This is a genomic window from Streptomyces sp. NPDC001135 (genome assembly GCF_053598395.1).
Map to the genome: position 1 here is coordinate 1 of NZ_JBSFKD010000033.1, position 22,809 is coordinate 22,809.

Annotated in this window: 21 protein-coding genes, 1 rRNA gene and 1 riboswitch; of the genes, 13 read left to right on the forward strand and 9 right to left on the reverse strand. The window is 70.4% G+C overall.

Going from position 1 to position 22,809, the window contains the following annotated elements; all coding sequences use genetic code 11:
• From rrf to ACWC94_RS32125, 11 genes are all read left to right on the forward strand, one after another.
• Positions 1-95, forward strand: a 5S ribosomal RNA gene (gene rrf / locus ACWC94_RS32075); the annotation flags it as partial.
• Positions 96-202: 107 nt separating this feature from the next.
• On the forward strand, positions 203-811 hold the full coding sequence (locus tag ACWC94_RS32080) for a CDP-alcohol phosphatidyltransferase family protein (RefSeq protein WP_450800790.1): 609 nt from the start codon (positions 203-205) through the stop codon (positions 809-811).
• A 113-nt stretch (positions 812-924) separates the two neighbouring features.
• Entirely contained in the window at positions 925-3,420 is a 2,496-nt protein-coding gene (locus ACWC94_RS32085) for a sugar phosphate nucleotidyltransferase (RefSeq protein WP_450800792.1), read from the forward strand.
• A 133-nt stretch (positions 3,421-3,553) separates the two neighbouring features.
• Positions 3,554-4,471 carry a DUF881 domain-containing protein gene (locus ACWC94_RS32090; RefSeq protein WP_450800793.1) on the forward strand — a complete coding sequence of 306 codons (918 nt, stop codon included), beginning with the start codon at positions 3,554-3,556 and terminating at the stop codon, positions 4,469-4,471.
• Positions 4,468-4,800: a small basic family protein gene (locus tag ACWC94_RS32095; RefSeq protein ID WP_003988855.1), complete on the forward strand. Its 333-nt coding sequence runs from the start codon at positions 4,468-4,470 to the stop codon at positions 4,798-4,800. Before ACWC94_RS32090 ends, ACWC94_RS32095 begins: the two co-directional genes overlap by 4 nt.
• A gap of 5 nt (positions 4,801-4,805) precedes the next feature.
• Complete coding sequence (locus tag ACWC94_RS32100; protein ID WP_450800794.1) at positions 4,806-5,654, forward strand: DUF881 domain-containing protein; 849 nt, start codon at positions 4,806-4,808, stop codon at positions 5,652-5,654.
• Between the two features lie 190 nt (positions 5,655-5,844).
• Positions 5,845-6,675: an FHA domain-containing protein gene (locus ACWC94_RS32105; protein ID WP_450800795.1), complete on the forward strand. Its 831-nt coding sequence runs from the start codon at positions 5,845-5,847 to the stop codon at positions 6,673-6,675.
• Between the two features lie 44 nt (positions 6,676-6,719).
• Positions 6,720-7,457, forward strand: coding sequence for a transcriptional regulator FtsR (gene ftsR, locus ACWC94_RS32110; protein WP_450800796.1), 738 nt, complete (start codon positions 6,720-6,722; stop codon positions 7,455-7,457).
• 86 nt (positions 7,458-7,543) lie between these two features.
• Entirely contained in the window at positions 7,544-8,017 is a 474-nt protein-coding gene (locus ACWC94_RS32115) for a bifunctional nuclease family protein (RefSeq protein ID WP_026253112.1), read from the forward strand.
• A 231-nt stretch (positions 8,018-8,248) separates the two neighbouring features.
• Positions 8,249-8,899 carry a MerR family transcriptional regulator gene (locus ACWC94_RS32120; RefSeq protein ID WP_450800797.1) on the forward strand — a complete coding sequence of 217 codons (651 nt, stop codon included), beginning with the start codon at positions 8,249-8,251 and terminating at the stop codon, positions 8,897-8,899.
• Between the two features lie 54 nt (positions 8,900-8,953).
• A complete protein-coding gene (locus tag ACWC94_RS32125) occupies positions 8,954-10,465 on the forward strand; it encodes a DNA polymerase IV (protein WP_450800798.1) in 1,512 nt (503 codons plus the stop codon).
• Here ACWC94_RS32125 and ACWC94_RS32130 read toward each other — a convergent pair.
• Complete coding sequence (locus ACWC94_RS32130; RefSeq protein WP_450800799.1) at positions 10,387-10,758, reverse strand: PRC-barrel domain-containing protein; 372 nt, start codon at positions 10,756-10,758, stop codon at positions 10,387-10,389. The two genes, ACWC94_RS32125 and ACWC94_RS32130, sit on opposite strands and share 79 nt — an antisense overlap.
• Positions 10,759-10,877: 119 nt before the next feature.
• A riboswitch (glycine riboswitch) is annotated at positions 10,878-10,972 on the forward strand.
• 174 nt (positions 10,973-11,146) lie between these two features.
• Here ACWC94_RS32130 and gcvP point away from each other — a divergent pair.
• Entirely contained in the window at positions 11,147-14,032 is a 2,886-nt protein-coding gene (gene gcvP, locus ACWC94_RS32135) for an aminomethyl-transferring glycine dehydrogenase (protein ID WP_450800800.1), read from the forward strand.
• Between the two features lie 55 nt (positions 14,033-14,087).
• On the opposite strand, the gene ACWC94_RS32140 is transcribed toward gcvP, so the two are convergent.
• The 4 genes from ACWC94_RS32140 to modA are packed head-to-tail and all read right to left on the reverse strand — an operon-like array spanning position 14,088 to position 17,413.
• Positions 14,088-14,507 (reverse strand): TOBE domain-containing protein, encoded by a 420-nt coding sequence (locus ACWC94_RS32140; RefSeq protein ID WP_450800801.1) that lies wholly within the window; start codon positions 14,505-14,507, stop codon positions 14,088-14,090.
• A gap of 28 nt (positions 14,508-14,535) precedes the next feature.
• The gene (locus ACWC94_RS32145; protein ID WP_450800802.1) at positions 14,536-15,744 is read right to left on the reverse strand and encodes an ABC transporter ATP-binding protein; all 1,209 of its coding nucleotides are present in this window, start codon (positions 15,742-15,744) and stop codon (positions 14,536-14,538) included.
• Positions 15,741-16,601 (reverse strand): molybdate ABC transporter permease subunit, encoded by an 861-nt coding sequence (modB, locus tag ACWC94_RS32150; RefSeq protein ID WP_450800803.1) that lies wholly within the window; start codon positions 16,599-16,601, stop codon positions 15,741-15,743. The genes ACWC94_RS32145 and modB overlap by 4 nt, the downstream gene beginning before the upstream one ends.
• Complete coding sequence (modA, locus tag ACWC94_RS32155) at positions 16,598-17,413, reverse strand: molybdate ABC transporter substrate-binding protein (protein ID WP_450800804.1); 816 nt, start codon at positions 17,411-17,413, stop codon at positions 16,598-16,600. Before modA ends, modB begins: the two co-directional genes overlap by 4 nt.
• Before the next feature lie 206 nt (positions 17,414-17,619).
• Between modA and ACWC94_RS32160 the strand changes: the two genes are divergently transcribed.
• A complete protein-coding gene (locus ACWC94_RS32160; RefSeq protein ID WP_450800805.1) occupies positions 17,620-18,108 on the forward strand; it encodes a molybdopterin-dependent oxidoreductase in 489 nt (162 codons plus the stop codon).
• Positions 18,109-18,139: 31 nt separating this feature from the next.
• Here ACWC94_RS32160 and ACWC94_RS32165 read toward each other — a convergent pair whose 3' ends face one another.
• From ACWC94_RS32165 to ACWC94_RS32180, 4 genes are all read right to left on the reverse strand, one after another.
• Entirely contained in the window at positions 18,140-18,535 is a 396-nt protein-coding gene (locus ACWC94_RS32165; RefSeq protein WP_069783985.1) for a TOBE domain-containing protein, read from the reverse strand.
• A 146-nt stretch (positions 18,536-18,681) separates the two neighbouring features.
• Complete coding sequence (locus ACWC94_RS32170) at positions 18,682-20,637, reverse strand: amino acid transporter (RefSeq protein WP_450800806.1); 1,956 nt, start codon at positions 20,635-20,637, stop codon at positions 18,682-18,684.
• Between the two features lie 264 nt (positions 20,638-20,901).
• Entirely contained in the window at positions 20,902-21,459 is a 558-nt protein-coding gene (locus tag ACWC94_RS32175; RefSeq protein ID WP_450800807.1) for a hypothetical protein, read from the reverse strand.
• Positions 21,460-21,591: 132 nt separating this feature from the next.
• Positions 21,592-22,122, reverse strand: a complete 531-nt coding sequence (locus tag ACWC94_RS32180; protein WP_450800808.1) for a universal stress protein — start codon at positions 22,120-22,122, stop codon at positions 21,592-21,594.
• Between the last annotated feature and the right edge of the window lie 687 nt (positions 22,123-22,809).

A 22,809-nucleotide genomic window follows, 5' to 3' on the forward strand; every position in this document is an offset into this window, starting at 1 on the left:
AAACGCCCGGTTACATTCCGAACCCGGAAGCTAAGCCTCACAGCGCCGATGGTACTGCAGGGGGGACCCTGTGGGAGAGTAGGACACCGCCGAACTCCTTTTACAGCTCCGGCTCTTGGGCACTGCCCAGGAGCCGGAGCTTTTTTGCGTTGAGGTAGGGTCAGGGAGCATCGTTGGCTCGTTTCGCACAGGAGGCCCCCGGGTGGAGGTCCAGGAGACCCGTGTCCAGACAGACCGGGTCCTCACCATCCCCAACATCCTCAGCATGGCACGGCTCGTCGGCGTACCCCTCTTCCTGTGGTTGATCCTCAGGCCCGAGTTCGGGGGCCCCAACAGCGACCACTGGGCTCTTCTCGTGCTGGCTTTCAGCGGGGTCAGTGACTATCTGGACGGCAAGCTCGCCCGGCGCTGGAATCAGATCAGCAGCCTCGGCCGGCTCCTCGACCCCGCCGCCGACCGGCTGTACGTACTTTCCACGCTGGTCGGTCTCACCTGGCGGGAGATCCTCCCGGTCTGGCTGACGGCTCTCCTGCTCGCGCGAGAGCTGATGCTCCTGGTGATGGTGGGCATCCTCCGCCGGCACGGGTATCCGCCGCCGCAGGTGAACTTCCTCGGCAAGGCCGCCACCTTCAACTTGATGTACGCCTTCCCGTTGCTGCTCCTCAGCGACGGAACCACGTGGATCGCGTCCGTGGCTGCTGTTTTCGGATGGGCGTTCGCCGGGTGGGGTACAACCCTCTACTGGTGGGCAGGAGTGCTCTACGTGGTACAAGTCCGCCGATTGGTTCGTGCGGACGCCATGGCCGATTGAGCTCGGCGATTGTCCGGACCTACGCCTCGATGGCCCACGGTGGAAAAGTGCGGGACAATCTGGACGGGTGAAGTCGGCTAGACCGTCGTCTCTTGGAGGAGGACGCTTCCGACATGAAGGCCGTCGTGATGGCCGGGGGCGAAGGCACCCGCCTGCGCCCCATGACCTCTAGCATGCCCAAGCCGCTCCTGCCCGTGGCCAACCGCCCGATCATGGAGCACGTGCTACGGCTGCTCAAAAGGCACGGGCTCACCGAGACCGTAGTCACCGTCCAGTTCCTGGCATCGCTCGTCAAGAACTACTTCGGCGACGGCGAAGAGCTCGGAATGGAGCTCACCTATGCCAATGAGGAGAAGCCACTCGGTACCGCCGGAAGCGTCAAGAACGCCGAAGAGGCGTTGAAGGACGATGCCTTCGTCGTCATCTCCGGCGATGCCCTGACCGACTTCGACCTCACCGAGCTGATCAATTTCCACAAGGAGAAGGGCGCGCTGGTCACGGTCTGCCTGACCCGGGTGCCCAATCCGCTGGAGTTCGGGATCACCATCGTCGACGAGGAAGGCAAGGTCGAACGCTTCCTGGAGAAGCCGACCTGGGGGCAGGTCTTCTCCGACACCGTCAACACGGGCATCTATGTCATGGAGCCCGAGGTATTCAGCTATGTCGAACCGGATGTTCCGGTCGACTGGTCCGGCGATGTCTTCCCGCAATTGATGAAGGAAGGCAAGCCGATCTACGGCTATGTCGCCGAGGGCTACTGGGAGGACGTCGGCACCCACGAGAGCTACGTGAAGGCCCAGGCCGACGTGCTCGAGGGCAAGGTCAACGTCGACATCGACGGCTTCGAGATCTCCCCCGGTGTGTGGGTGGCGGAGGGCGCCGAAGTGCATCCCGATGCCGTACTGCGCGGGCCGCTGTACATCGGCGACTACGCGAAGGTCGAGGCCGGCGCCGAGATCCGCGAGCACACCGTCGTCGGCTCGAATGTCGTCGTCAAGAGCGGAGCCTTCCTGCACAAGGCCGTCGTGCACGACAACGTGTACGTCGGGCAGCACAGCAATCTGCGCGGCTGTGTCGTCGGCAAGAACACCGACATCATGCGTGCCGCGCGGATCGAGGACGGCGCGGTCATCGGCGACGAGTGTCTGATCGGTGAGGAATCGATCGTTCAGGGCAACGTCCGGGTCTATCCGTTCAAGACCATCGAGGCCGGTGCCTTCGTCAACACCTCCGTCATCTGGGAGTCCAGAGGGCAGGCCCATCTGTTCGGCGCCCGGGGTGTGTCCGGCATCCTGAACGTGGAGATCACACCGGAACTGGCCGTGCGACTGGCGGGTGCCTATGCGACGACCCTGAAGAAGGGCTCCACGGTCACCACCGCCCGCGACCACTCCCGAGGTGCCCGCGCGCTCAAGCGGGCGGTCATCTCCGCGCTGCAGGCCAGCGCCATCGACGTACGCGACCTGGAGAACGTGCCGCTGCCGGTGGCCCGGCAGCAGACCGCGCGGGGCAGTGCCGGCGGCATCATGATCCGGACCTCTCCCGGTGTGCCGGACTCGGTCGACATCATGTTCTTCGACGGCAACGGCGCCGACCTGTCGCAGGGCAGCCAGCGCAAGCTGGACCGGGTGTTCGCGCGGCAGGAGTACCGGCGGGCGTTCCCCGGTGAGATCGGCGACCTGTACTTCCCGGCGAGTGTCTTCGACTCGTACACCGGGTCGTTGCTGCGGAACGTCGACACGACCGGGATCGCCGAGTCCGGCCTGAAGGTCGTCGTCGACGCGTCCAACGGCAGCGCCGGGCTGGTGTTGCCGAGCCTGCTCGGCAAACTCGGTGTGGACTCCCTGACGATCAATCCCGGTCTCGACGAGTCCCGGCCCACGGAGACGGCCGAGATGCGGCGCAACGGTCTGGTCCGGCTGGGCGAGATAGTGGCGTCCTCGGGTGCCGCGTTCGGTGTCCGGTTCGACCCCGTGGGCGAGCGGCTGTCGCTCGTCGACGAGAAGGGCCGGATCATCGAGGACGACCGTGCGCTGCTGGTGATGCTGGACCTGGTGGCGGCGGAGCGGCGCAGCGGCCGGGTGGCGCTGCCCGTGACCACGACCCGGATCGCCGAACAGGTGGCCGCCTATCACGGCACCCAGGTGGAGTGGACGACGACCTCGCCCGACGACCTCACGCGGGTGGGCGGCGAGGAGGGCACCATCTTCGGAGGTGACGGCAAGGGCGGGTTCATCGTCCCCGAGTTCAGCAGTGTCTACGACGGCACGGCGGCCTTCGTACGGCTGATCGGGCTGGTGGCGCGCACGCAGCTCACGCTGAGCCAGATCGACGCGCGGATTCCGCGGGCTCACGTGCTCAAGCGGGACCTGGCCACCCCGTGGGCGGTCAAGGGCCTGGTCATGCGGCGGGTGGTCGAGGCCGCCGGGGACCGCTTTGTCGACACGACCGACGGTGTGCGGGTCGTGGAGACGGACGGGCGCTGGGTGATGGTGCTGCCCGACCCGGCCGAGGCCGTCACCCATCTGTGGGCCGAGGGGCCCGACGACGCCTCGGCACAAGCCCTGCTCGACGAGTGGTCGGCCGTCGTGGACAGCGCCGGGAGGTAAGGCCGGGGTAAGGGAGTCCACGTCGCGGGACGGCAAAACCCACGCACGCGCGCGTGCCGGACAAGTGTCCCCAAGGGGGCCTGTCCGGCACGTCGGTGGGGCCATTCGGAGGTACTGGCCGCGACATGCGACGATGTGCGGCATGCCGCAGCAACCCCTCGTTCGGAGCAGCCCCGCGCGGCCGCAGCGCCCGGACGCCTCCATGTCGTTGATCACCAACGTCATGGACCACAGCCTCGACGACGGGTACGCCGAGGCCGCCGCCCGGAAGACGTCGCAGGGCGAGGGCGGGCTGCCCAGGACCCTGCGGGCGAAGCTGGGCCTGGCGGCGGGGCTCGTCCTCGCGGCCCTGGTCGTGACCGTCGGGGCGGCCCAGACACGGGCGGCGGCGCCCGTGGTGGCGAAGGAGCGCCAACAGCTGATCGACCGCATCGACAGCGAGACCGCGGCTGCGGACAAGCTGGAGGGGACCGTCGACACGCTCCGGGGCGTGGTCAGCGCGCGTCAGCGGGCGGCGCTGAAGTCGAGTGGCGGCAGTACGCAGGCGGATCTGGTGGATGTTCTGTCGGGCGCCACCGCGGTCCATGGGCCGGGCGTCAAGCTCGTCGTGAACGACGCCAAGGAGGCCAGCTCCGGCGGTGACGGCACGAACCCGCGGGAGACCTCGGGGTTCTCCGACACCGGCCGGGTACGCGACCGGGACATGCAGCGCGTGGTCAACGGGCTGTGGGAGTCCGGCGCGGAGGCCGTCTCCATCAACGGGCAGCGGCTGACCGCCCTGTCCGCGATCAGGGCCGCGGGAGACGCGATACTGGTCGACAACAGACCGCTGGTGCCGCCGTACACGGTGCTGGCGGTGGGGGACCGGACGACGTTGAGCAACGGGTTCCAGAACAGCCCCGACGGTCTGTATCTGCATGCCCTGGAGCAGAACTTCGGCATCCGGGCCACCATCTCCACCGAGGGCGACGTACGGTTGCCCGCCGCACCCAGTGTGATCGTACGCACAGCGCGGCCGAGCACCGAGAAGACTGAGAAGGGCACATCGTGATCGCCGTACTGGGCCTCGTCGTGGGAGTCGTGGCCGGCCTGTTGGTCCGGCCCGAGGTTCCGGCGGTCGTCGAGCCTTATCTGCCGATCGCCGTCGTGGCGGCACTGGACGCCGTGTTCGGCGGTCTGCGGGCCATGCTCGACGGGATCTTCGACGACAAGGTCTTCGTGGTGTCGTTCCTGTCGAACGTGGTCGTCGCCGCGCTGATCGTCTTCCTCGGCGACAAGTTGGGCGTGGGCGCGCAGCTGTCCACGGGGGTGGTGGTCGTCCTCGGCATCCGGATCTTCTCCAACGCCGCGGCGATCCGGCGGCACGTGTTCCGGGCGTGACACCGATGAGCGAACAGAACGAGCGGAACGAGCAGCCGGAGCAGCCGGAGAACGGGCTGCGCAAGGAGCTGCCCGAGGAGGTGCCCGCGCGGGCACCGGAGCCGGAGCCCGAGCAGCGGGCGCAACAGCCGCTGACCGGCAGGCAGCGGCTGGTCAAGGGGCTGTGGCCGCCGCGGGTCACCCGGGCCCAACTCATCGTGGCGCTGCTGCTGTTCGGCCTCGGCTTCGGTCTGGCGGTGCAGGTGGCGTCCAACAGCGACAGCGGCAGCGCGCTGCGCGGCGCACGCCAGGAAGATCTTGTTCGCATCCTCGATGAACTGGATTCGCGTACTCAGCGTCTTGAGGACGAGAAGCAGGGACTCGAAAAGCAGCGCCAGGAACTGCAGAGCAGTTCCGACCAGGCGGCGGAGGCCCGCAAGCAGACGGCCGAGAAGGAGAAGCAACTCGGCATTCTGGCGGGCACCGTGGCGGCGCGGGGTCCCGGCATCACGATGACGATCGAGGACACGAAGGGGACGGTCAAGGCGGACATGCTGCTCGACGCGATCCAGGAGCTGCGCGCGGCCGGTGCGGAGGCGATCCAGGTGAACGGGGTACGGGTGGTCGCGGGCACCTACTTCACGGACTCCGGCAAGAGCGTCGGCGTCGACGGGAACCAGATCAACGCTCCCTATCGTTTCAAGGTCATCGGCAAGCCGCAGGACCTGGAGCCGGCGTTGAACATCCCGGGAGGTGTGGTGCAGACGCTGGAGAAGGAGCAGGCCACAGTGACCGTCGAGCAGTCGGACAAGATCGTCGTGGACGCCTTGCGACAGGCGAAGCGGCCTGACTACGCTCGGTCGTCCTCCCAGTGAACCGGTGGTGCATGGGGGACGTCCGGCAGGGGCATGAGGTTGCGGGGGGTCGGCGCACCGAAGGGGTGGTGCGTGGTGGAAACTGTCTGATGGATACGGACGTTGTGAGAATGTCCGGCTCGGCCGGTGTAGGCAATCAGGGTTCGTCCTGCCCCACGGGCGGGTCTGTTTCGGTCAAGGGGAATCGCCCGTGAAGTTGTTTGCGAAGTTGTTCGGCAAGAGCGCACGAGAGGGCAGCGGCAACGCGACCGCTCGGCATCGCGCACAGCCTGACGCGGAGGGCCAGCGCCCGCTGTTCCGTGACCAGGTCGCTGGTCCGGGCGGTGACATTTCCGGAGGTCAGGGCGCGGCGTCGGTTGACCCTGCCCAGTCCGGCGGCATAGGTTTCGGGCAACCGTCAACCTCAGGTGCGGGCGGAGGGGTCACCCCCGGTCCGTACGCGTCCCATGCCCCGGCGGGGCAGCCGCAGCAGGAGGATCCGTCGATGTCGGCCCTGGTGTGTACGAGGTGCGGTAACCGCAATGCGGAGAACGCACGCTTCTGTTCCAACTGTGGTGCGCCGCTGCGCCCGGGAGTGGCGCCGGAGCGTGCCTCCGAGACGACGTCCACGATCTCGATCTCCGGTCTGGAGGCCTACGACTCCGAGGTCACCGGCCAGACGCAGATGCCGATGCTGTCGCCGGAGGCGCAGGCCGCGGTGGACGCGCTGCCGCTGGGCTCGGCGCTGCTGGTGGTGCGCCGGGGGCCGAACTCGGGCAGCCGCTTCCTGCTGGACAGCGACCTGACCACGGCGGGCCGCCATCCGCAGAGCGACATCTTCCTGGACGACGTCACGGTCTCGCGTCGGCACGTGGAGTTCCGGCGTTCCCCGGACGGCTCGTTCACGGTGGCCGACGTGGGCAGTCTGAACGGCACGTACGTCAACCGGGAGCGGATCGACCAGGTCGCCCTGTCGAACGGCGACGAGGTGCAGATCGGCAAGTACCGGCTGGTGTTCTACGCGAGCCGGCAGGGCATCTGACCCGCCCCCGGACCGGCGTCCGGGGGGACTCCCAGGGAAGGTCCATGCTTCAAACACCGAGCGGCGGTGCCGGAAGCGGTACCGCCGCCAGGGACAGTGGGCTGATGAGCATCGGCACGGTGCTGAACGCGCTGCGCGACGAGTTCCCCGAAGTCACCATCTCCAAGATCCGTTTCCTGGAGGCCGAGGGGCTCATCGAGCCGCAGCGGACCCCTTCGGGGTACCGCAAGTTCAGCGCCGGGGATGTCGAGCGTCTGGCGCATGTACTGAGGATGCAGCGGGACCACTATCTGCCGCTCAAGGTGATCCGCGAGCGACTGGACGCCATGGAGCGGGGCGAGGCCGTCCAGCTGCCCCTCGTGGGGCGCCAGCGCACTGGGGAGGACGTTCCGGAGCCGCCCGGGCCGCCCACGGTGGCCCGGGTGGGCAGGGCCGAGCTGCTGGCGGCCGCGGAGATCGACGAGGGTGAGCTGCGGGAGTGGGAGTCGTACGGGCTCGTCGCTCCCCTGGAGGACGGGGTGTACGACGCCGAAGCCGTCACCGTGGCCTCGCTCGTCGCCGAACTGGGCCGGTTCGGGATCGAGCCGCGCCACCTCCGCGTGATGAAGGCCGCCGCCGACCGCGAGGCCGGTCTCGTCGACCAGGTGGTCGCCCCGCTCAAGCGCCACCGCAACCCGCAGACCAGGGCGCACGCCGAGGCTCGTGCGAAGGAGCTGGCGGCGCTCACCGTGAGGTTGCACGCGGCACTCGTGCAGACCGCTCTCGGTGTGCGGCTGCCCTGAACTCCGGCGGTTCCCCGGCGGCCGGATCGGGCACCTGTTCCCGGCCCGACTACCCAAACATCCCGGGCACGGCCTAGGGTTGCTGTGTGAACGAGCTCGATGTCGTAGGTGTCCGGGTCGAAATGCCCTCCAACCAACCGATCGTGCTCCTGCGCGAAGTGGGAGGCGACCGTTACCTCCCCATCTGGATCGGGCCGGGGGAGGCGACGGCGATCGCCTTCGCCCAGCAGGGCATGGCCCCCGCCAGGCCACTGACCCACGACCTGTTCAAGGACGTGCTGGAGGCCGTCGGCCAGGAGCTGACCGAAGTACGCATCACCGATCTGCGGGAAGGCGTCTTCTACGCGGAGCTGGTCTTCGCCAGCGGCGTCGAGGTCAGCGCCCGCCCGTCCGATGCCATAGCGCTGGCCCTGCGCACCGGAACGCCGATCTACGGCAGTGACACGGTGCTGGACGACGCCGGCATCGCCATTCCGGACGAGCAGGAGGACGAGGTGGAGAAGTTCCGCGAGTTCCTCGACCAGATCTCGCCCGAGGACTTCGGCACCAGCAGTCAGTGAGCATGAGCGGCCGGTGAGCGCCGATCCCCCCGCTGGGGCGGGCATGTGCCACCGGCCATTGAGGGCGTCCTACGGCTTTCCCCGAAGGCATTCGGCTAGCCTTTCCCCGCGGTGGGACACGGGAAACCACTCCTAGGGTGATTATCACTCGGCGTGCCGAGTGTGGCGATCGTTGACGCACCCCTGGTGACTGCCTACCGTCGTGAAGGCAGGTCAAGGACGGAGGTCGGCGTGAGAACCAGCGGCGACGGTACGGCTGGGGGTGCTCCCGTGCGCGGTTTCGGGGAGAGCGGTCCGTACCCGGTTCACGGCAGCGCGGTGGATCACGCTCCGCACCGGCCGACGGCGGTGCCGAACGGCGGAGGGGCGGCGTCCATGACATCGACATCCGAGCAGATCGGCTATCGCGGGCCCACGGCCTGCGCGGCTGCCGGCATCACCTACCGACAGCTCGACTACTGGGCCCGCACCGGCCTGGTCGAGCCGAGTGTGCGGCCCGCCTACGGGTCGGGCACCCAGCGGCTGTACAGCTTCCGGGACGTGGTCGTCCTGAAGATCGTGAAGCGGTTCCTGGACACCGGGGTCTCGCTGCAGAACATCCGCGCGGCCGTGCAGCACCTCAGGGAACGCGGTTTCCGTGACCTGGAGCGGATGACCCTGATGAGCGATGGCGCCACGGTCTACGAGTGCACCTCGCCGGATGAGGTCCACGCCCTGCTCCAGGGCGGCCAGGGCATCTTCGGGATCGCCGTCGGCGTGGTGTGGCGCGACGTGGAAAGCGCGCTCTCCCAGCTGCACGGCGAGCGCATCGACACGGGCGAGACCCTCGTCGGGCACAACCCCGCGGACGAACTGGCACGGCGCCGCAACCGGGCGGTGTGACACCGGTCCCTTGGGGGCCGGGCATTGTCAGTGCCGTGGTGCAGCATCGGAGGTGTGAGAAACGCGCCCACGATCCTGCATCTCGACATGGATGCCTTCTACGCCTCGGTCGAGCAGGCATCCAAACCGAGCCTGCGCGGGAAGGCGGTCGTCGTGGGCGGCCTCGGACCACGCGGGGTGGTGGCCACCGCGTCGTACGAGGCGCGGGTCTTCGGGGTCCACTCGGCGATGCCCATGGCCCAGGCCCGCCGGCTGGCACCCAACGCCGCCTATCTGGTGCCGCGCTTCACCCTGTACCGGGCGGTCAGCGAGCAGGTGATGGCGCTGCTGCGGGAGCTGTCACCGCTGGTGGAGCCGCTCAGTCTCGACGAGGCGTTCGTGGACCTGGAGGCCGGGGGGACGGCCTGGGACGAGGAGTCGGCGAGGCTGACGGGGATCAGGCTCCGCGCGGACATCCGGGCGGTCACCGGGCTCACCGGATCGGTCGGGCTCGCCGCCTCCAAGATGCTCGCCAAGATCGCCTCCGAGCAGGCCAAGCCGGACGGTCTGGTGCTCATCGAGCCGGGGTCCGAGCGGGCCCTGCTGGGGCCCATGCCGGTGCGGACCCTGCCCGGGGTCGGGCCGGCCACCGGCGACCATCTGCGCAGAGCCGGGATCACCACGGTCGAGGAACTGGCGGAGGCGGGCGAGGACGAGCTGGTCCGGCTGCTCGGCAAGGCCCACGGGCAGGCGCTGTACGCCATGGCTCTGGCCCATGACGAGCGGCCCGTGGTGGCCGAGCGCGAGGCGAAGTCGGTGTCGGTCGAGGACACGTACGACGTGGACATCCACGACCGGCTGCGGATCGGGCTCGAGGTGCAGCGGCTCGCCGACCGGTGTGTGGGGCGGCTGCGTGGGGCAGGCCTGTCGGGGCGGACCATCGTGCTGAAGGTGCGGCGGTACGACTTCTCGACACTGACCAGGTCGGAGACGCTCAGGGGGCCGACGGACGATCCCGCGGTGGTGCGGGAGTCGGCCGCGCGGTTGCTGGACTCCGTGGACACCACGGGCGGGGTACGGCTGCTCGGCGTGGGTGTTTCCGGGCTCGCCGACTACACGCAGGAGGACCTGTTCGCGCAGGCGTTGCCCTCGCGGGCGGCGGAGACACCGGAGGAGGTCGTGGCTGAGGCCGTCGAGGAGCAGCCGCAGCCGGTCGAACGGCACTGGCGCGCCGGGCAGGACGTGCGGCATGCCGAGTACGGGCCCGGATGGGTGCAGGGGAGTGGGCTGGGGCGGGTGACCGTGCGGTTCGAGACGCCGCAGTCCCCTCCGGGGAGGGTGCGAACGTTCTTTGTCGAGGATCCTGCGCTGGAGTCCGCTGATCCGTTGCCCTTGGTTCCGGATGTTGCCCGCCCACCCGCCTGTCCCGGTCAGTCGAGCACTGGCCGACACGGGGCTCCGCCCCGCATCCCGGAGAGGAGTGAGGAGCCCCGGGCCACGGAGGACGATCAGGTCTCCTCCGAACCCGCCAGCTTGCCGAAGTCGTGGTCCGGGACGGACGGAGGCGGTGCCACGTCCAGGCCGTAGTGGTGGTAGAGCTGGAGTTCCTGTTCGGGGGAGAGATGGCGGCCCACGCCGAAGTCGGGGGCGTCCTTGATCAGGGCACGGTCGAAGGGGACGTGGAGGGAGCCTTCGATCAGTTCGCTGGGCTCCAGGGGGACGAAGGCGTCACGGGAGAACAGGCCGGTGCGTATGGCCGCCCACTCGGGCACGCCGGTCGCGTCGTCGAGGTAGACCTCGTCGATGGTGCCGATCTTGGTCCCATTGCGGTCGAACGCCTTGCGGCCGATCAGGTTGCGCGGATCGATCTCGGTCTGCACGGTCCCTCTCCCTCCTCTTGGTCGCAACTCATCCGTAAGCACTACAAAAGAGCACATTCAGGGAGGCGGCCACTCGAAGGCTCGGGCGTTGACCTCGCTGGTAGGCTGACAGCGGCTGCTGACCCCGTGCGGGAGAGTCCTCCGACCACCTCGGAGGCGCCGAAGGAGCAAATCCTCCCCGGAATCTCTCAGGCTCACGAACCGCACGGACGAGGTCACTCTGGAAAGCAGAGCGGGTGTCGACGGCTTCCGCTCTCACCGACGGTGAAAGCCGGGGCTCTCGGGCACCCGGTGAAGCTCTCAGGTTGAGATGACAGAGGGGGAGGCCGTCGGGGCACCCGCGCCGTGGTGCCCCTCAAAGGTCGCGTCAGACCAGGAGGCCTCCGCAATGACCGCCCACCGCATTCCGCTCTCGGAGCTCGAAGCGGGCATCCCCTTCGAGCAGCGCCACATCGGGCCCGACCAGGAGGCGTGGGCCAAGATGCTCGCGCACGTCGGCTACGGCTCGCTGGACGAGCTGACCGCCGCCGCGGTCCCGGATGTGATCAAGAACGCCGACGCCCTCGACCTGCCCGGCGCCCGCACGGAGGCCGAGGTCCTCGCCGAGCTGCGCTCGCTCGCCGACCGCAACCAGGTCCTCGACTCCATGATCGGCCTGGGCTACTACGGCACCTTCACCCCGCCGGTCATCCTGCGCAACGTCATGGAGAACCCGGCCTGGTACACCGCGTACACCCCGTACCAGCCGGAGATCTCGCAGGGCCGGCTCGAGGCCCTGCTGAACTTCCAGACCGTGGTCGCCGACCTCACCGGTCTGCCCACCTCCGGTGCCTCCCTGCTCGACGAGGGCACGGCCGCCGCCGAGGCGATGGCGCTGTCGCGGCGCATGGGCAAGAACAAGAAGGGCCTGTTCCTGGTCGACGCGGACGCGCTGCCGCAGACCATCGCCGTCATCGAGACGCGCGCGGAGCCGACCGGTGTGGAGGTCGTCGTCGCCGACCTCAGCGAGGGCATTCCCGCCGAGGTCGCCGAGCGCGAGATCAACGGCGTGCTGATCCAGTACCCGGGCGCCTCCGGTGCCGTACGGGACATCAAGCCGGTCATCGACCAGGCGCACGAGCTGGGCGCCCTGGTCACCGTGGCCGCCGACCTGCTCGCGCTGACCCTGCTGACCTCGCCGGGCGAGCTGGGCGCGGACATTGCCGTCGGTACGACCCAGCGCTTCGGTGTGCCGATGGGCTTCGGCGGGCCGCACGCGGGCTACATGGCCGTGCACGAGAAGTTCGCGCGCAGCCTGCCCGGCCGCCTCGTGGGCGTGTCCGTCGACGCCGACGGCAACAAGGCCTACCGGCTCGCGCTGCAGACCCGTGAGCAGCACATCCGCCGGGAGAAGGCCACCAGCAACATCTGCACCGCGCAGGTGCTGCTCGCCGTGATGGCCGGCATGTACGCCGTCTACCACGGGCCGGAGGGTCTGAAGACCATCGCCCGGCGCACGCACCGGTACGCCACGATCCTCGCCGCGGGCCTGAAGGCCGGCGGTGTCGAGATCGTGCACGGCGCCTTCTTCGACACCCTCACCGCGCGCGTGCCCGGCAAGGCCGCCGAGGTCGTCGCCGCCGCCCGGGCGGGCGGCGTCAACCTGCGGCTCGTCGACGCCGACCACGTCTCCCTCGCCTGCGACGAGACGACCAAGCGGGCCCAGCTGGCCGCCGTGTTCTCCGCCTTCGGTGTCGAGGGCGACATCGAGGGCCTGGACGCGACCGCCGAGGAGACCCTCCCCGAGGCGCTGCTGCGCACCGACGCCTACCTGACCCACCCGGTCTTCCACCAGCACCGCTCCGAGACCGCGATGCTGCGCTACCTGCGCAAGCTGGCCGACCGCGACTACGCGCTCGACCGCGGCATGATCCCGCTGGGCTCCTGCACCATGAAGCTCAACGCGACCACGGAGATGGAACCGGTCACCTGGCCCGAGTTCGGCCAGCTGCACCCCTTCGTGCCGGCCGAGCAGGCCGAGGGCTACCTCACCCTCATCCGTGAGCTGGAGGAACGTCTCGCCGAGGTCACCGGCTACGACAAGGTCTCGCTGCAGCCGAACGCCGGTTCCCAGGGCGAGCTGGCCGGTCTGCTGGCCGTACGCGGCTACCACCGGGCCAACGGCGACGAGCAGCGCACGGTCTGCCTCATCCCGTCCTCGGCGCACGGCACCAACGCCGCCAGCGCCGTGATGGCCGGCATGAAGGTCGTCGTCGTCAAGACCGCCGAGGACGGCGAGATCGACGTCGAGGACCTCCGCGCCAAGATCGAGCAGTACCGCGAGGAGCTGGCGGTGCTGATGATCACCTACCCGTCCACGCACGGCGTGTTCGAGGAGCACGTCGCCGACATCTGCGCCCGGGTCCACGAGGCCGGCGGCCAGGTGTACGTCGACGGCGCGAACCTCAACGCCCTGGTCGGCCTCGCCAAGCCGGGCCACTTCGGCGGTGACGTCTCGCACCTGAACCTGCACAAGACCTTCTGCATCCCGCACGGCGGCGGCGGCCCCGGTGTCGGCCCGGTCGCGGTCCGCGGACACCTGGCGCCGTACCTGCCGAACCACCCGCTGCAGCCGGCCGCGGGCCCGGAGACCGGTGTGGGCCCGATCTCGGCGGCCCCGTGGGGCAGCGCGGGCATCCTGCCCATCTCCTGGGCGTACGTCCGCCTCATGGGCGGCGAGGGCCTCAAGCGCGCCACGCAGGTGGCCGTGCTCTCGGCGAACTACATCGCCAAGCGCCTGGAGCCGCACTACCCGGTGCTCTACACCGGCCCCGGCAACCTGGTCGCGCACGAGTGCATCATCGACCTGCGCCCGCTGACCAAGGCGACCGGCGTGAGCGTGGACGACGTGGCCAAGCGCCTGATCGACTACGGCTTCCACGCGCCGACCATGTCCTTCCCGGTGGCCGGCACGCTGATGATCGAGCCGACCGAGTCGGAGGACCTCATCGAGCTGGACCGGTTCTGCGACGCGATGATCGCCATCCGCGCGGAGATCGAGAAGGTCGGCTCCGGCGAGTGGCCGGCGGAGGACAACCCGCTGCGGGGCGCCCCGCACACGGCCGCCGCGCTCGGCGACGAGTGGAAGCACGCCTACAGCCGTGAGGAGGCCGTCTTCCCGGCCGGTGTCTCGGCCGCCGACAAGTACTGGCCGCCGGTGCGCCGTATCGACCAGGCCTTCGGCGACCGCAACCTGGTCTGCTCGTGCCCGCCGCTGGACGCGTACGAGGACTGAGCGAGCGATGGCTCTCTGGGCCCCGTCCGGTTTTCCGGGCGGGGCCCTCGCCGTGTCAGGCCGTCGCCAGGGACACCTCGGTCGCCTTGATGAGAGCGACCACGTCGGAGCCCACGAACAGGCCCAGATCGGTGGCGGCGTCCTTGGTGATGGCCGCGGTCAGTTCGCCGCCGGGGACGGAGATCTTCACGGAGGCCATCGCGGCGCCGGTGGTGAGGCCGACGACGGCGCCGGGGAGCTGGTTGCGGATCGACAGACCCTCGACGCGGTGCGTGGCGAGGGAGACCTCGGTCGACTTCACCAGGGCGCGCACGGGCGAGCCGGGGGCGAGGGCGAGGTCCTCGGCGGACTCCTTGGTGATGGCCGCGGTGAGGGCCTGGCCGCCGTCGAGGCGGATCTTGACGGTGGCCATGGCCTCGCCCGGCTGGATCGCGGTGACCGTGCCGGGGAGCTGGTTGCGGATGCTCAGGGTCATGGGCACTCACGGTAGAGCGCCCGCCCGATCAGGCCGGGTACGCGTGTGTCTGCGCCGCTTTCACCGTCGCCCAGACGGATGCGCCGGGGTGCAGATCGAGATCGGCGGCGGCGACCGTGGTGAGGTCGGCGGCGAGGGGGAGTTCGCCGCCGAGGTCGGCGCGGATCTGGTCGCCGTGCGTCTCCAGGCCGGCCACCTCGCAGTGCCAGAGGTTTCGGGCACTGGTCCCGGAGGGCCGGTCCCGGAACAGGGTGACGGCGCTGGGCGGGAAGGCCACGAAGACCGGGCCGGACAGGTCTTCTGTGGTGGTGATCGAAGGTCCCGCGTCGAGCCGTACCGTGTGCCGGTCGGCCTGTCCCCGGTAGAGGTTGAGGCCGACGAGCTGGGCGATGTAGTCGGTGCGCGGATGGCGTGCGATGTCCGCCGGGGTGCCCTCCTGGACGACCCGGCCGTGCTCTATGACGACCAGCCGGTCCGCGAGCACCATGGCGTCCAGCGGGTCGTGTGTGACGAGGACGGCGACCGCCTCGAAGTCGGCCAGGTGGCGGCGGAGTTGGGCGCGGACCTCGAGGCGGGTGCGGGCGTCGAGGGCGGCGAGCGGTTCGTCCAGGAGCAGCAGCCGCGGGTCGACGGCCAGGGCGCGGGCGAGGGCCACGCGCTGGGCCTGGCCCCCGGACAGGCGGCGGGGCTTGGCGCCCGCGTGGTCGCCGAGGCCCATGCGGTCCAGCCAGGCCGCGGCCTTCGCGCGGGCTTCGGCCTTGGCGATGCCGTGACAGCGCGGGCCGAAGGCGACGTTGTCGAGGGCGGACAGGTGGGGGAAGAGCAGGTAGTCCTGGAAGACCATGCCGACCGGGCGGGACTCCGGGGCAGTGCGGTCCAGGGCCGCGCCGTCGAGGCGGAGATGGCCGTCGGTGAGGGGGGTGAGGCCGGCGAGGGCACGCAGGGCGGTGGTCTTGCCGGCGCCGTTGGGCCCCAGGAGGGCGACGACGTCTCCGGGGGCGGCGGTGAGGGTGACGTCCAGGCGGAACGCGGCCCGGTCGACGACCAGGTGGGCGTCCAGGCCGGTGGGCGGGTGCGGGTGGGGATGTGCGGTGGGGTGCGGGTGTGTGGTGGGGGGCCGGCGTTCGGCCGGCTTCGGGTTCCCGTCCGGACCACCCGTGCGGCTCTCGTCGTCGGATGCGGGTGGCCCCTGCGGGGGTTCGGCGCCGGCGGCGGCTGCGGATCGGACGTTGGTCATGATGCTGTCATCCAACGGTCTCTGAGGCCCGCCAGCACCGCGATCGACACCATCAGCAGGACCAGGCTGAGGGAGATGGCGGCGTCGGGGTCGTTCTGCAGGGCCAGGTAGACCGCGAGGGGCATGGTCTGCGTACGGCCGGGGAAGTTGCCGGCGAAGGTGATCGTCGCGCCGAACTCGCCGAGCGCCCGCGCCCAGGCAAGGACCGCGCCCGCGGCGATGCCGGGCGCGATGAGCGGCAGGGTGACCCGGCGGAACGCGGTGAACCGGGACGCGCCGAGCGTGGCCGCCGCCTCCTCGAAGCGCGGGTCGGCCGCGCGCAGTGTGCCCTCGACGCTGATGACCAGGAACGGCATCGCGACGAACGCCTCCGCGAGGACGACCCCGGCGGTGGTGAACGGCAGGGTGATGCCGAACCAGGCGTCCAGCCACTTGCCGATGACGCCGTTGCGGCCGAGGGCCAGCAGCAGGGCGACGCCGCCGACCACCGGCGGCAGGACCAGGGGCAGGGTCACCAGGGCCCGTACGAGGCCCCGGCCGGGAAACTCCGTACGGGCCAGCAGCCAGGCCAGTGGCACGCCCAGCACGAGGCTCACGGCCGTTGCCGCCGTGGCGCTGACCAGGGACAGCTGGAGCGCCTGCCACACCTCCGTGCTGGACAGCTGGGCCGGCAGGCTGCGCCAGGGCGCGCGGACCAGCAGCGCGAGCAGCGGCAGCAGCAGGAACGCCAGCGCCAGCACGCCCGGCAGCAGCAGCGGCAACGGCACTCCGCGCCGGCCCCCCGTGCCGACGCGGCGGCGCCGCGGCCGGCCCGTGCGGGGGCCGGCCGCGACGCCGGGCTCGTGGAGCGAGGTCACGGCTTGAGGAACCCGGCTTCGCTCAGCACCTTCTGGCCCTCGGCGGACTGCACCAGGGCGATGAACGCCTTGGCGGCCTCGGCGCTCTGCCCGTTCTTCAGCCGCACGATCGGATAGTTGTTGATGGCCTTGGCGGACTCGGGGAACTCCACGCCCTCCACCTTGCCACCCGCGGCCTTCACATCGGTCTTGTAGACGACCGCGGCGTCGGCCTCCTTCAGCTCCACCTTGTTCAGGGCGCTCTTGACGTCCTGCTCGTAGGAGGCCGGGGTGAGCTTCAGCTTCGCGGCGTCCAGGGCCTTCTGCGCGGCGGCGCCGCACGGCACGGTCTTGTCGCACAGGACGACCTTCAGGCCGGGCTTGGTCAGGTCCTTCAGGGAGGACACCTTGTCCGGGTTGCCCGGCAGGGTGGCGATCTCCAGCTGGTTGCGCACGAAGGTGGCCGGGGTGCCGACCGCGTCCTTCTTGTCCGTCACGATCGCCATGGTCCTGGGGCTGGCGGCGGCGAAGACGTCCGCCGGGGCGCCGCCGGTGATGCTCGCGGCGAGCGTGTCGCTGCCACCGAAGTTGAAGCTGACCTTGGCGCCCGGGTGGGCCTGCTCGAACTCCTTGCCCAGGGTCGTGAAGCTCTCCTTCAGGGAGGCGGCGGCGAACACGGTGACCGTGCCCGACAGCTTCGGTGAGCCGGAGCCGGTCTTCTCCGGCGCCGTGGAGGAATCGCTGGAGGAGGAGCAGGCGCTGAGTGCCATCAGGGCGGCTCCCGCACCGGCCAGCTGCAGCATTCGCCGGGTCCGGCGCACGGAACGGGTCATCACGGATCTACTCCTCTGGTTCTGCGGAACGACTGTCGCGCCCTGTCACGGTCGGCGGGACCGGCCGTGCGGCGATGATACTGCCGCATCTGCCAGTCGTAAGTCTCCTGTCTCATCGCATGAGCTGCGAACCTGTGACTTGTAGCTTGCATATGCGTTTGCACGGTGCGTGGCGGCGGGTACGGTGCTGCGGGAGGTGGTCGCAGGTGACGCTCGCGGAACTCGCCCTGACCGGCGATCTGGCCCGGCCCGCCCGGCTGCGGGTGCCGGACCTGCTGCGCTGGCCGCAGCACCGGGTGGATGTCAGCTTCGAGTGCGCGACCAGCGGTATCCAGCACCACCGGTTCGCCGGCCCGCGCCTGTACGACGTCCTCACCGACGCGGGGCCCGGGTTCGACCCGGCACGGCGCAAGGACCGGCTGCGCTTTCTCATCGCCGTCAGCGGTACCGACGGGCACCGCGCGATGCTCTCCTGGGCCGAGATCGACCCGGACTTCGCGGACGCGCCCGTCCTGCTGGGCGTGCGCATCGACGACACCCCGCTGGACACGGCCGGGCCCCAGCTGGTGCTGCCGCAGGACCGGTGCGGGGCCCGGCACATCAGCGGGATCACGGTGATCCGGGTGGACGGCGGTTACCGCTGTGACGCTCCGGCGCCGGCGACGCCCGGTCACGCGTCAGCCGCGGCCTTGTGAACGCGGTGACGGGCCGGTCGGGCGGGCGGTGTCAGACGCGGTCGATGTGGACGTTGGTGGACTTCACGCGGGCGGTGGCCTCCATGCCGACCTCCAGGCCCAGTTCCTCGACGGCCTCGCGGGTCAGGAGCGACACCAGCCGGTGCGGGCCGGCCTGGATCTCGACCTGGGCGGCGACGTCACCGAGCTTGATCGCCGTGACGATGCCGGGGAAGGCGTTGCGCACGGAGGTGTAGGAGGCGTCCTCCTCGCCGCCGCCCGCCTTGGCCAGCTCCACCGAGAACGCGGCCAGGTCCCTGCCGTCGATGAGCCGTCGCCCGGCCTCGTCGCGATGGGTCGCCACCCGGCCCGCGTCGGCCCAGCGGCGTGCGGTGTCCGGGCTCACGCCGAGCAGCCGTGCCGCCTGGCCGATCGTGTAGGACTGCATGCCGGTCACGATAGAGCCATCAGCGGGGAACCGCGGACGTGGGGGAGCCGGTGGGCCGGCGGGCAGGCGGCGTCCGGACGGTGGTCCGGAAAGGGGGGCCGCCCGGACGGCGTGCTCCGCCGGCCCCGGTCGGGACGCGTCCCGTCTCACCCGGTGTGCACGCGCGGTCGGCGTACCCGGTCCGGTTCCGCCTCGCGCAGGACCTCGCGGGTGACCGGGGCGACCTCACCCTGGCCGAAGAGGAAGAAGCGCAGGAAGTTGGCGAACGGATTGCCCTCGGTCCACTCGAAGTAGATGTGCGGGGTGCAGTTCGTGCTGTCCCGGACGTGGAGGAGGAGCGCGGCCAGGGCGTTGGGGATGGACGCGGACTCCAGGGTGAGGACGCGGTAGCGGCCGTGCAGCACCTCGCCGCGCACGGTCAGGCTCGCCTCGAACTCGGAGGGGTCGGTGACGGTGACCTCGACGAAGACGAAGTCCTCCTGCTCGGGCATGTCGTTGTCGGCGCGGATCTGCTCGATCTTGTCCCGGTACTCGGCCTTGTCCCGGTGGCCGGGCTCGTTGGCGATGAACCGCATCTTGCGGCTGGCCATGTCCCGGACGAATCGTTCCGCCAGTGGGTCGAGCGTCACGCTGGTCACCCGCAGCTCGAAGGCGCGGGCGAGCCGGGACAGCAGCGAGACCAGGATGATGCCGGCGATGAAGCAGGCACCGATCTTCACACCGTCCGGGCGCTCGATGACGTTCACGACGGTCGTGTAGAGGAACACGGCCGAGATCACGCCGAACCCGACGGTCCAGTTGCGCTGTCCGGCCTTGTGCGCCGCGATGGTCACCGCGATCGCGGCCGAGCTGATCAGCACCAGCACACCGGTGGCGTAGGCGCCGCCCTGCTTGTCGACGTTGGCGTCGAAGATCCAGGTCACCAGGAACGCGACGAGGGTGAAGACGATCACCATGGGGCGTACCGCGCGCGCCCAGTGCGGGGCCATGCCGTAGCGGGGCAGGTAGCGCGGCATCAGGTTCAGCAGGCCCGCCATCGCGGAGGCGCCGGCGAACCACAGGATGGCGATGGTCGAGATGTCGTAGACCGTTCCGAAGGCGCCGCCGAGGTACTGGTGCGCGAGGTAGGCGAGGGCACGGCCGTTGGCCGGGCCGCCCGTCTTGAAGTCCTGCTCCGGGATCAGCAGCGTGGTGATGAAGCTGGTGGCGATCAGGAAGCAGCTCATGATGAGCGCCGCGGTCGTGAGCAGCTTCTTGGTGTCCCGGATCCGGCCGGTCGGCTTGTCCTCGGTGTCCCCGGCGTCGCCCTGGACGTGCGGCATGACGGCGACACCGGTCTCGAAGCCGGACAGGCCGAGGGCGAGTTTCGGGAACACGATCAGCGCCACGCCCACCATGACGAACACGTTGCCGTGCTCCGCCGTCAGGGCGGTCGTCCAGTCGGTGACCACGTGCCCGGCGGTGACGACGTGCCACAGGCCGACGGTCACGACGACCAGGTTGAGGGCGAGGTAGATGCCGACCAGGGCGACCGCGACACCGATCGCCTCCAGGAAGCCCTTGAGGAACACCGCGCCGAGCAGCGCCACCAGGAACAGCGTGATCACCATCTGGTGGCCGTGCAGGGTGCTGGTCAGATGGGGGTTCTCCACCAGGTGGGTGGAGGCGTCGGCGGCCGACAGGGTGATGGTGATGAGGAAGTCGGTGGCCGCGAAGCCCAGCAGGGTGAGCACGAACAGCTTGCCCTGCCAGAACGACAGCAGCCGCTCCAGCATCGCGATGGAGCCCTCGCCGTGCGGGCTCTCCTCGGCCACCCGGCGGTAGACCGGCAGGGCGCCGGCCAGGGTGACGACGACCAGCACGATGGTCGCGATCGGCGACAGCAGACCGGCCGCGAGGGCCGCGATACCCGGCTGGTAGCCGAGGGTCGAGAAGTAGTCGACACCGGTCAGGCACATCACGCGCCACCAGCGCTGGCCCTTGTGCGGGGGCTCGGGTTCGGCGTGGGGGCCGGTGTGGCCGCCGTGCTTGCCCATGTCGGACAGCCCCTCCAGCATCCAGTTGCGCAAGCGACTGGGAGGGGGGTGCTCGGTCGTGGCCATCGGCGTGCTCCTGTGTGCGGCTCAGCTCTTTTCCGGCCATCACGCGGACGGCGGCACCAGCGTAAGCAGAGAGTGACGCCTGGGCCCATGGATCCGGGCTCGGGAGGCGTCAATCTTGCGTTAAGAATGGCGTGAGAGCAGCGGAGCCGCATCAAGAAGGCGAGGCCGCAGCCGGTTGCCGGGAGCACGGCCGTCCGGGGCAACGGCCCGCGGCGCGGGGCCGGGGCGGCCACCGAGTGTCATGTCCTGGGCCCGCTCACCACCTCACTCCAGACCGGAGGCCCGGAACACACCCAGGGCCGTTTCGCGCTCGATACGGCGGGCGAGGCGGTGCAGCGCGGTCGTCCCGCACAGCAGGGTGCCCGCCGCCTCGGACACCCGGGCACCCTCGTCGAGGAGGTACCACAGACCGGGATTGCGGATCAGCACCTCGGGGTCGACCTCGACCCGGTTGCCGAGGGCGTCGCGCAGCACCAGCCGCTGGGACACGCCGTCCAGCGGGCGCACCGCGATCAGCAGATCCGTGCGGACCCGGCGGGTGCGCAGCAGACGACGGGTGGCCAGCCAGCCGGTACCGGCCGAGACCCGTACCGGGTACAGGACGAGGAAGAGCAGCAGCGCGACGGCGACCCACAGGGCGCCGCGCCACCAGGTGAGGGAGCCGGCCGCCCAGTCGACGAACAGCAGCAGGCCGAGCAGGACACCGGCGCAGCGGACGGACGCGCGCGTGTCCGCTTCCCAGTCACGGTCGGCCACGACGCCGACGGTGCCGGCCGGGTACGGACCCGTGCGCCGGGAGTGGGTGTCGTCGCGATGCCTCATGTCTGCGACGGTAGACAGGGCCGGCCCCCGCGGAGCAGGGCCGCAGCCTACCTTGACGGTGTCCTGACGGCCGTCGGGCCCATTTTGACGCGATGCAGGCGCCCGTCGTCCGGAGCGTTCCCGGCGCGGCCGTCACAGACCCCGGATGTCCATGCGCAGATGCCAGGTGTTGCGCCGGTGGACGGAGAGCAACTGCGCCTCCAGCGGGGACGGGGGCACCGCCAGCACCGGGCAGACCGCGTGTGCCAGGCAGTGCCGGGAGACCCGGCCCGAGAAGGCGCGCTGCAGACCGCGTCGACCGGCGCCCACGACCAGGACGTCGTCCTCCCGGTTCGCGGTCGCCACCAGGGCCGGGCCGGGGGCGCCACGGACGATGACGGCGTGCATCGGTACACCGGGGGTGTTCCCGCCGAAGATCTCCTCGAGCACGGAGGCCAGCCGCTGCCCGGCCAGCCGCTGCCAGTCCTCGACCAGCAGACCGGCGGCGGGGGAGCGGCGCGCCGCGGGATCACCGCCCGGCGGTTCCCAGGCCAGCACCGGCCACAGTTCGGCTCCCAGCCGGCGGGCCAGCGCGGTGGCCCGCCGCAGGGCCGTGACGCTGCCCAGGGATCCGCTCACACCGACCACCACCCGAGCGGTCGCCGAGGCGTCGTATCCGGACATCACTCCACCGTTCCTCGCGGGCGACGCCGAGGGCTCTCGCGCGGACGTGCCCGCCCTGCAAGGCGGTTGCTTCCTTCCATCCCACTCCCGAAGCGGCGATTCGACCAGCCGGGCCGACGGTGTTCTTCTGGCGGCTGCCGACGGGCCGCCGTACCCGCGCACGGCTACCTGCGGCCGCCCGCCCCGTCCGCCACCGGGACTCGGCACCGCGATCGAAACTCTCGACGACGCCCTGCTGTTCCACGGGACCGAGGCCGTGCCCGTGCTGCTCGGCGTTCCGGCGCCGGCCGCCCAAGCGCCCGTCGAAGGTCCGCCGGCAGGCGGCGACTTCACCGGCCCGGTGCCGGCACTGTTCCCCGCGACCGGAGGTGGTCGCGGGGACGGTGGCCGCGACCGCCGGATCGGCCTGCTGCGCCGACGCGCCGCGGAACTCCCGCGGACCGCGGGGCCGTTCACGCCGGCCGTCGACATCGACGCGACCGCGGCCCCGGATCCGCGGCGGTTCCGACACCCCCGCCTGAGGCCGGGCGGCACTCGAGTGGCGAGAGTGGCTGGACCACGCCTCCGCGACCTGCTGAGCACCGAGGTCAATGCGTTGAACGATCCAGCGGCATGCGGGCGGCGGCGGCCCGGCTTCTCTCGGCCCGGGGCCTTCTCCCCGGCCACTCCGAAAGCTTCGAAGGAGCG

Bases quoted from the DNA above. Each gene is read 5' to 3' on its own strand.
- ACWC94_RS32085 (WP_450800792.1), top strand. From the start codon at position 925: ATGAAGGCCGTCGTGATGGCCGGGGGCGAAGGCACCCGCCTGCGCCCC.
- ACWC94_RS32090 (WP_450800793.1), top strand. From the start codon at position 3,554: ATGTGCGGCATGCCGCAGCAACCCCTCGTTCGGAGCAGCCCCGCGCGG.
- ACWC94_RS32100 (WP_450800794.1), top strand. From the start codon at position 4,806: ATGAGCGAACAGAACGAGCGGAACGAGCAGCCGGAGCAGCCGGAGAAC.
- ftsR (WP_450800796.1), top strand. From the start codon at position 6,720: ATGCTTCAAACACCGAGCGGCGGTGCCGGAAGCGGTACCGCCGCCAGG.
- gcvP (WP_450800800.1), top strand. From the start codon at position 11,147: ATGACCGCCCACCGCATTCCGCTCTCGGAGCTCGAAGCGGGCATCCCC.
- ACWC94_RS32140 (WP_450800801.1), bottom strand. From the start codon at position 14,507: ATGACCCTGAGCATCCGCAACCAGCTCCCCGGCACGGTCACCGCGATC.
- ACWC94_RS32145 (WP_450800802.1), bottom strand. From the start codon at position 15,744: ATGACCAACGTCCGATCCGCAGCCGCCGCCGGCGCCGAACCCCCGCAG.
- modA (WP_450800804.1), bottom strand. From the start codon at position 17,413: ATGACCCGTTCCGTGCGCCGGACCCGGCGAATGCTGCAGCTGGCCGGT.
- ACWC94_RS32165 (WP_069783985.1), bottom strand. From the start codon at position 18,535: ATGCAGTCCTACACGATCGGCCAGGCGGCACGGCTGCTCGGCGTGAGC.
- ACWC94_RS32170 (WP_450800806.1), bottom strand. From the start codon at position 20,637: ATGGCCACGACCGAGCACCCCCCTCCCAGTCGCTTGCGCAACTGGATG.
- ACWC94_RS32175 (WP_450800807.1), bottom strand. From the start codon at position 21,459: ATGAGGCATCGCGACGACACCCACTCCCGGCGCACGGGTCCGTACCCG.
- ACWC94_RS32180 (WP_450800808.1), bottom strand. From the start codon at position 22,122: ATGTCCGGATACGACGCCTCGGCGACCGCTCGGGTGGTGGTCGGTGTG.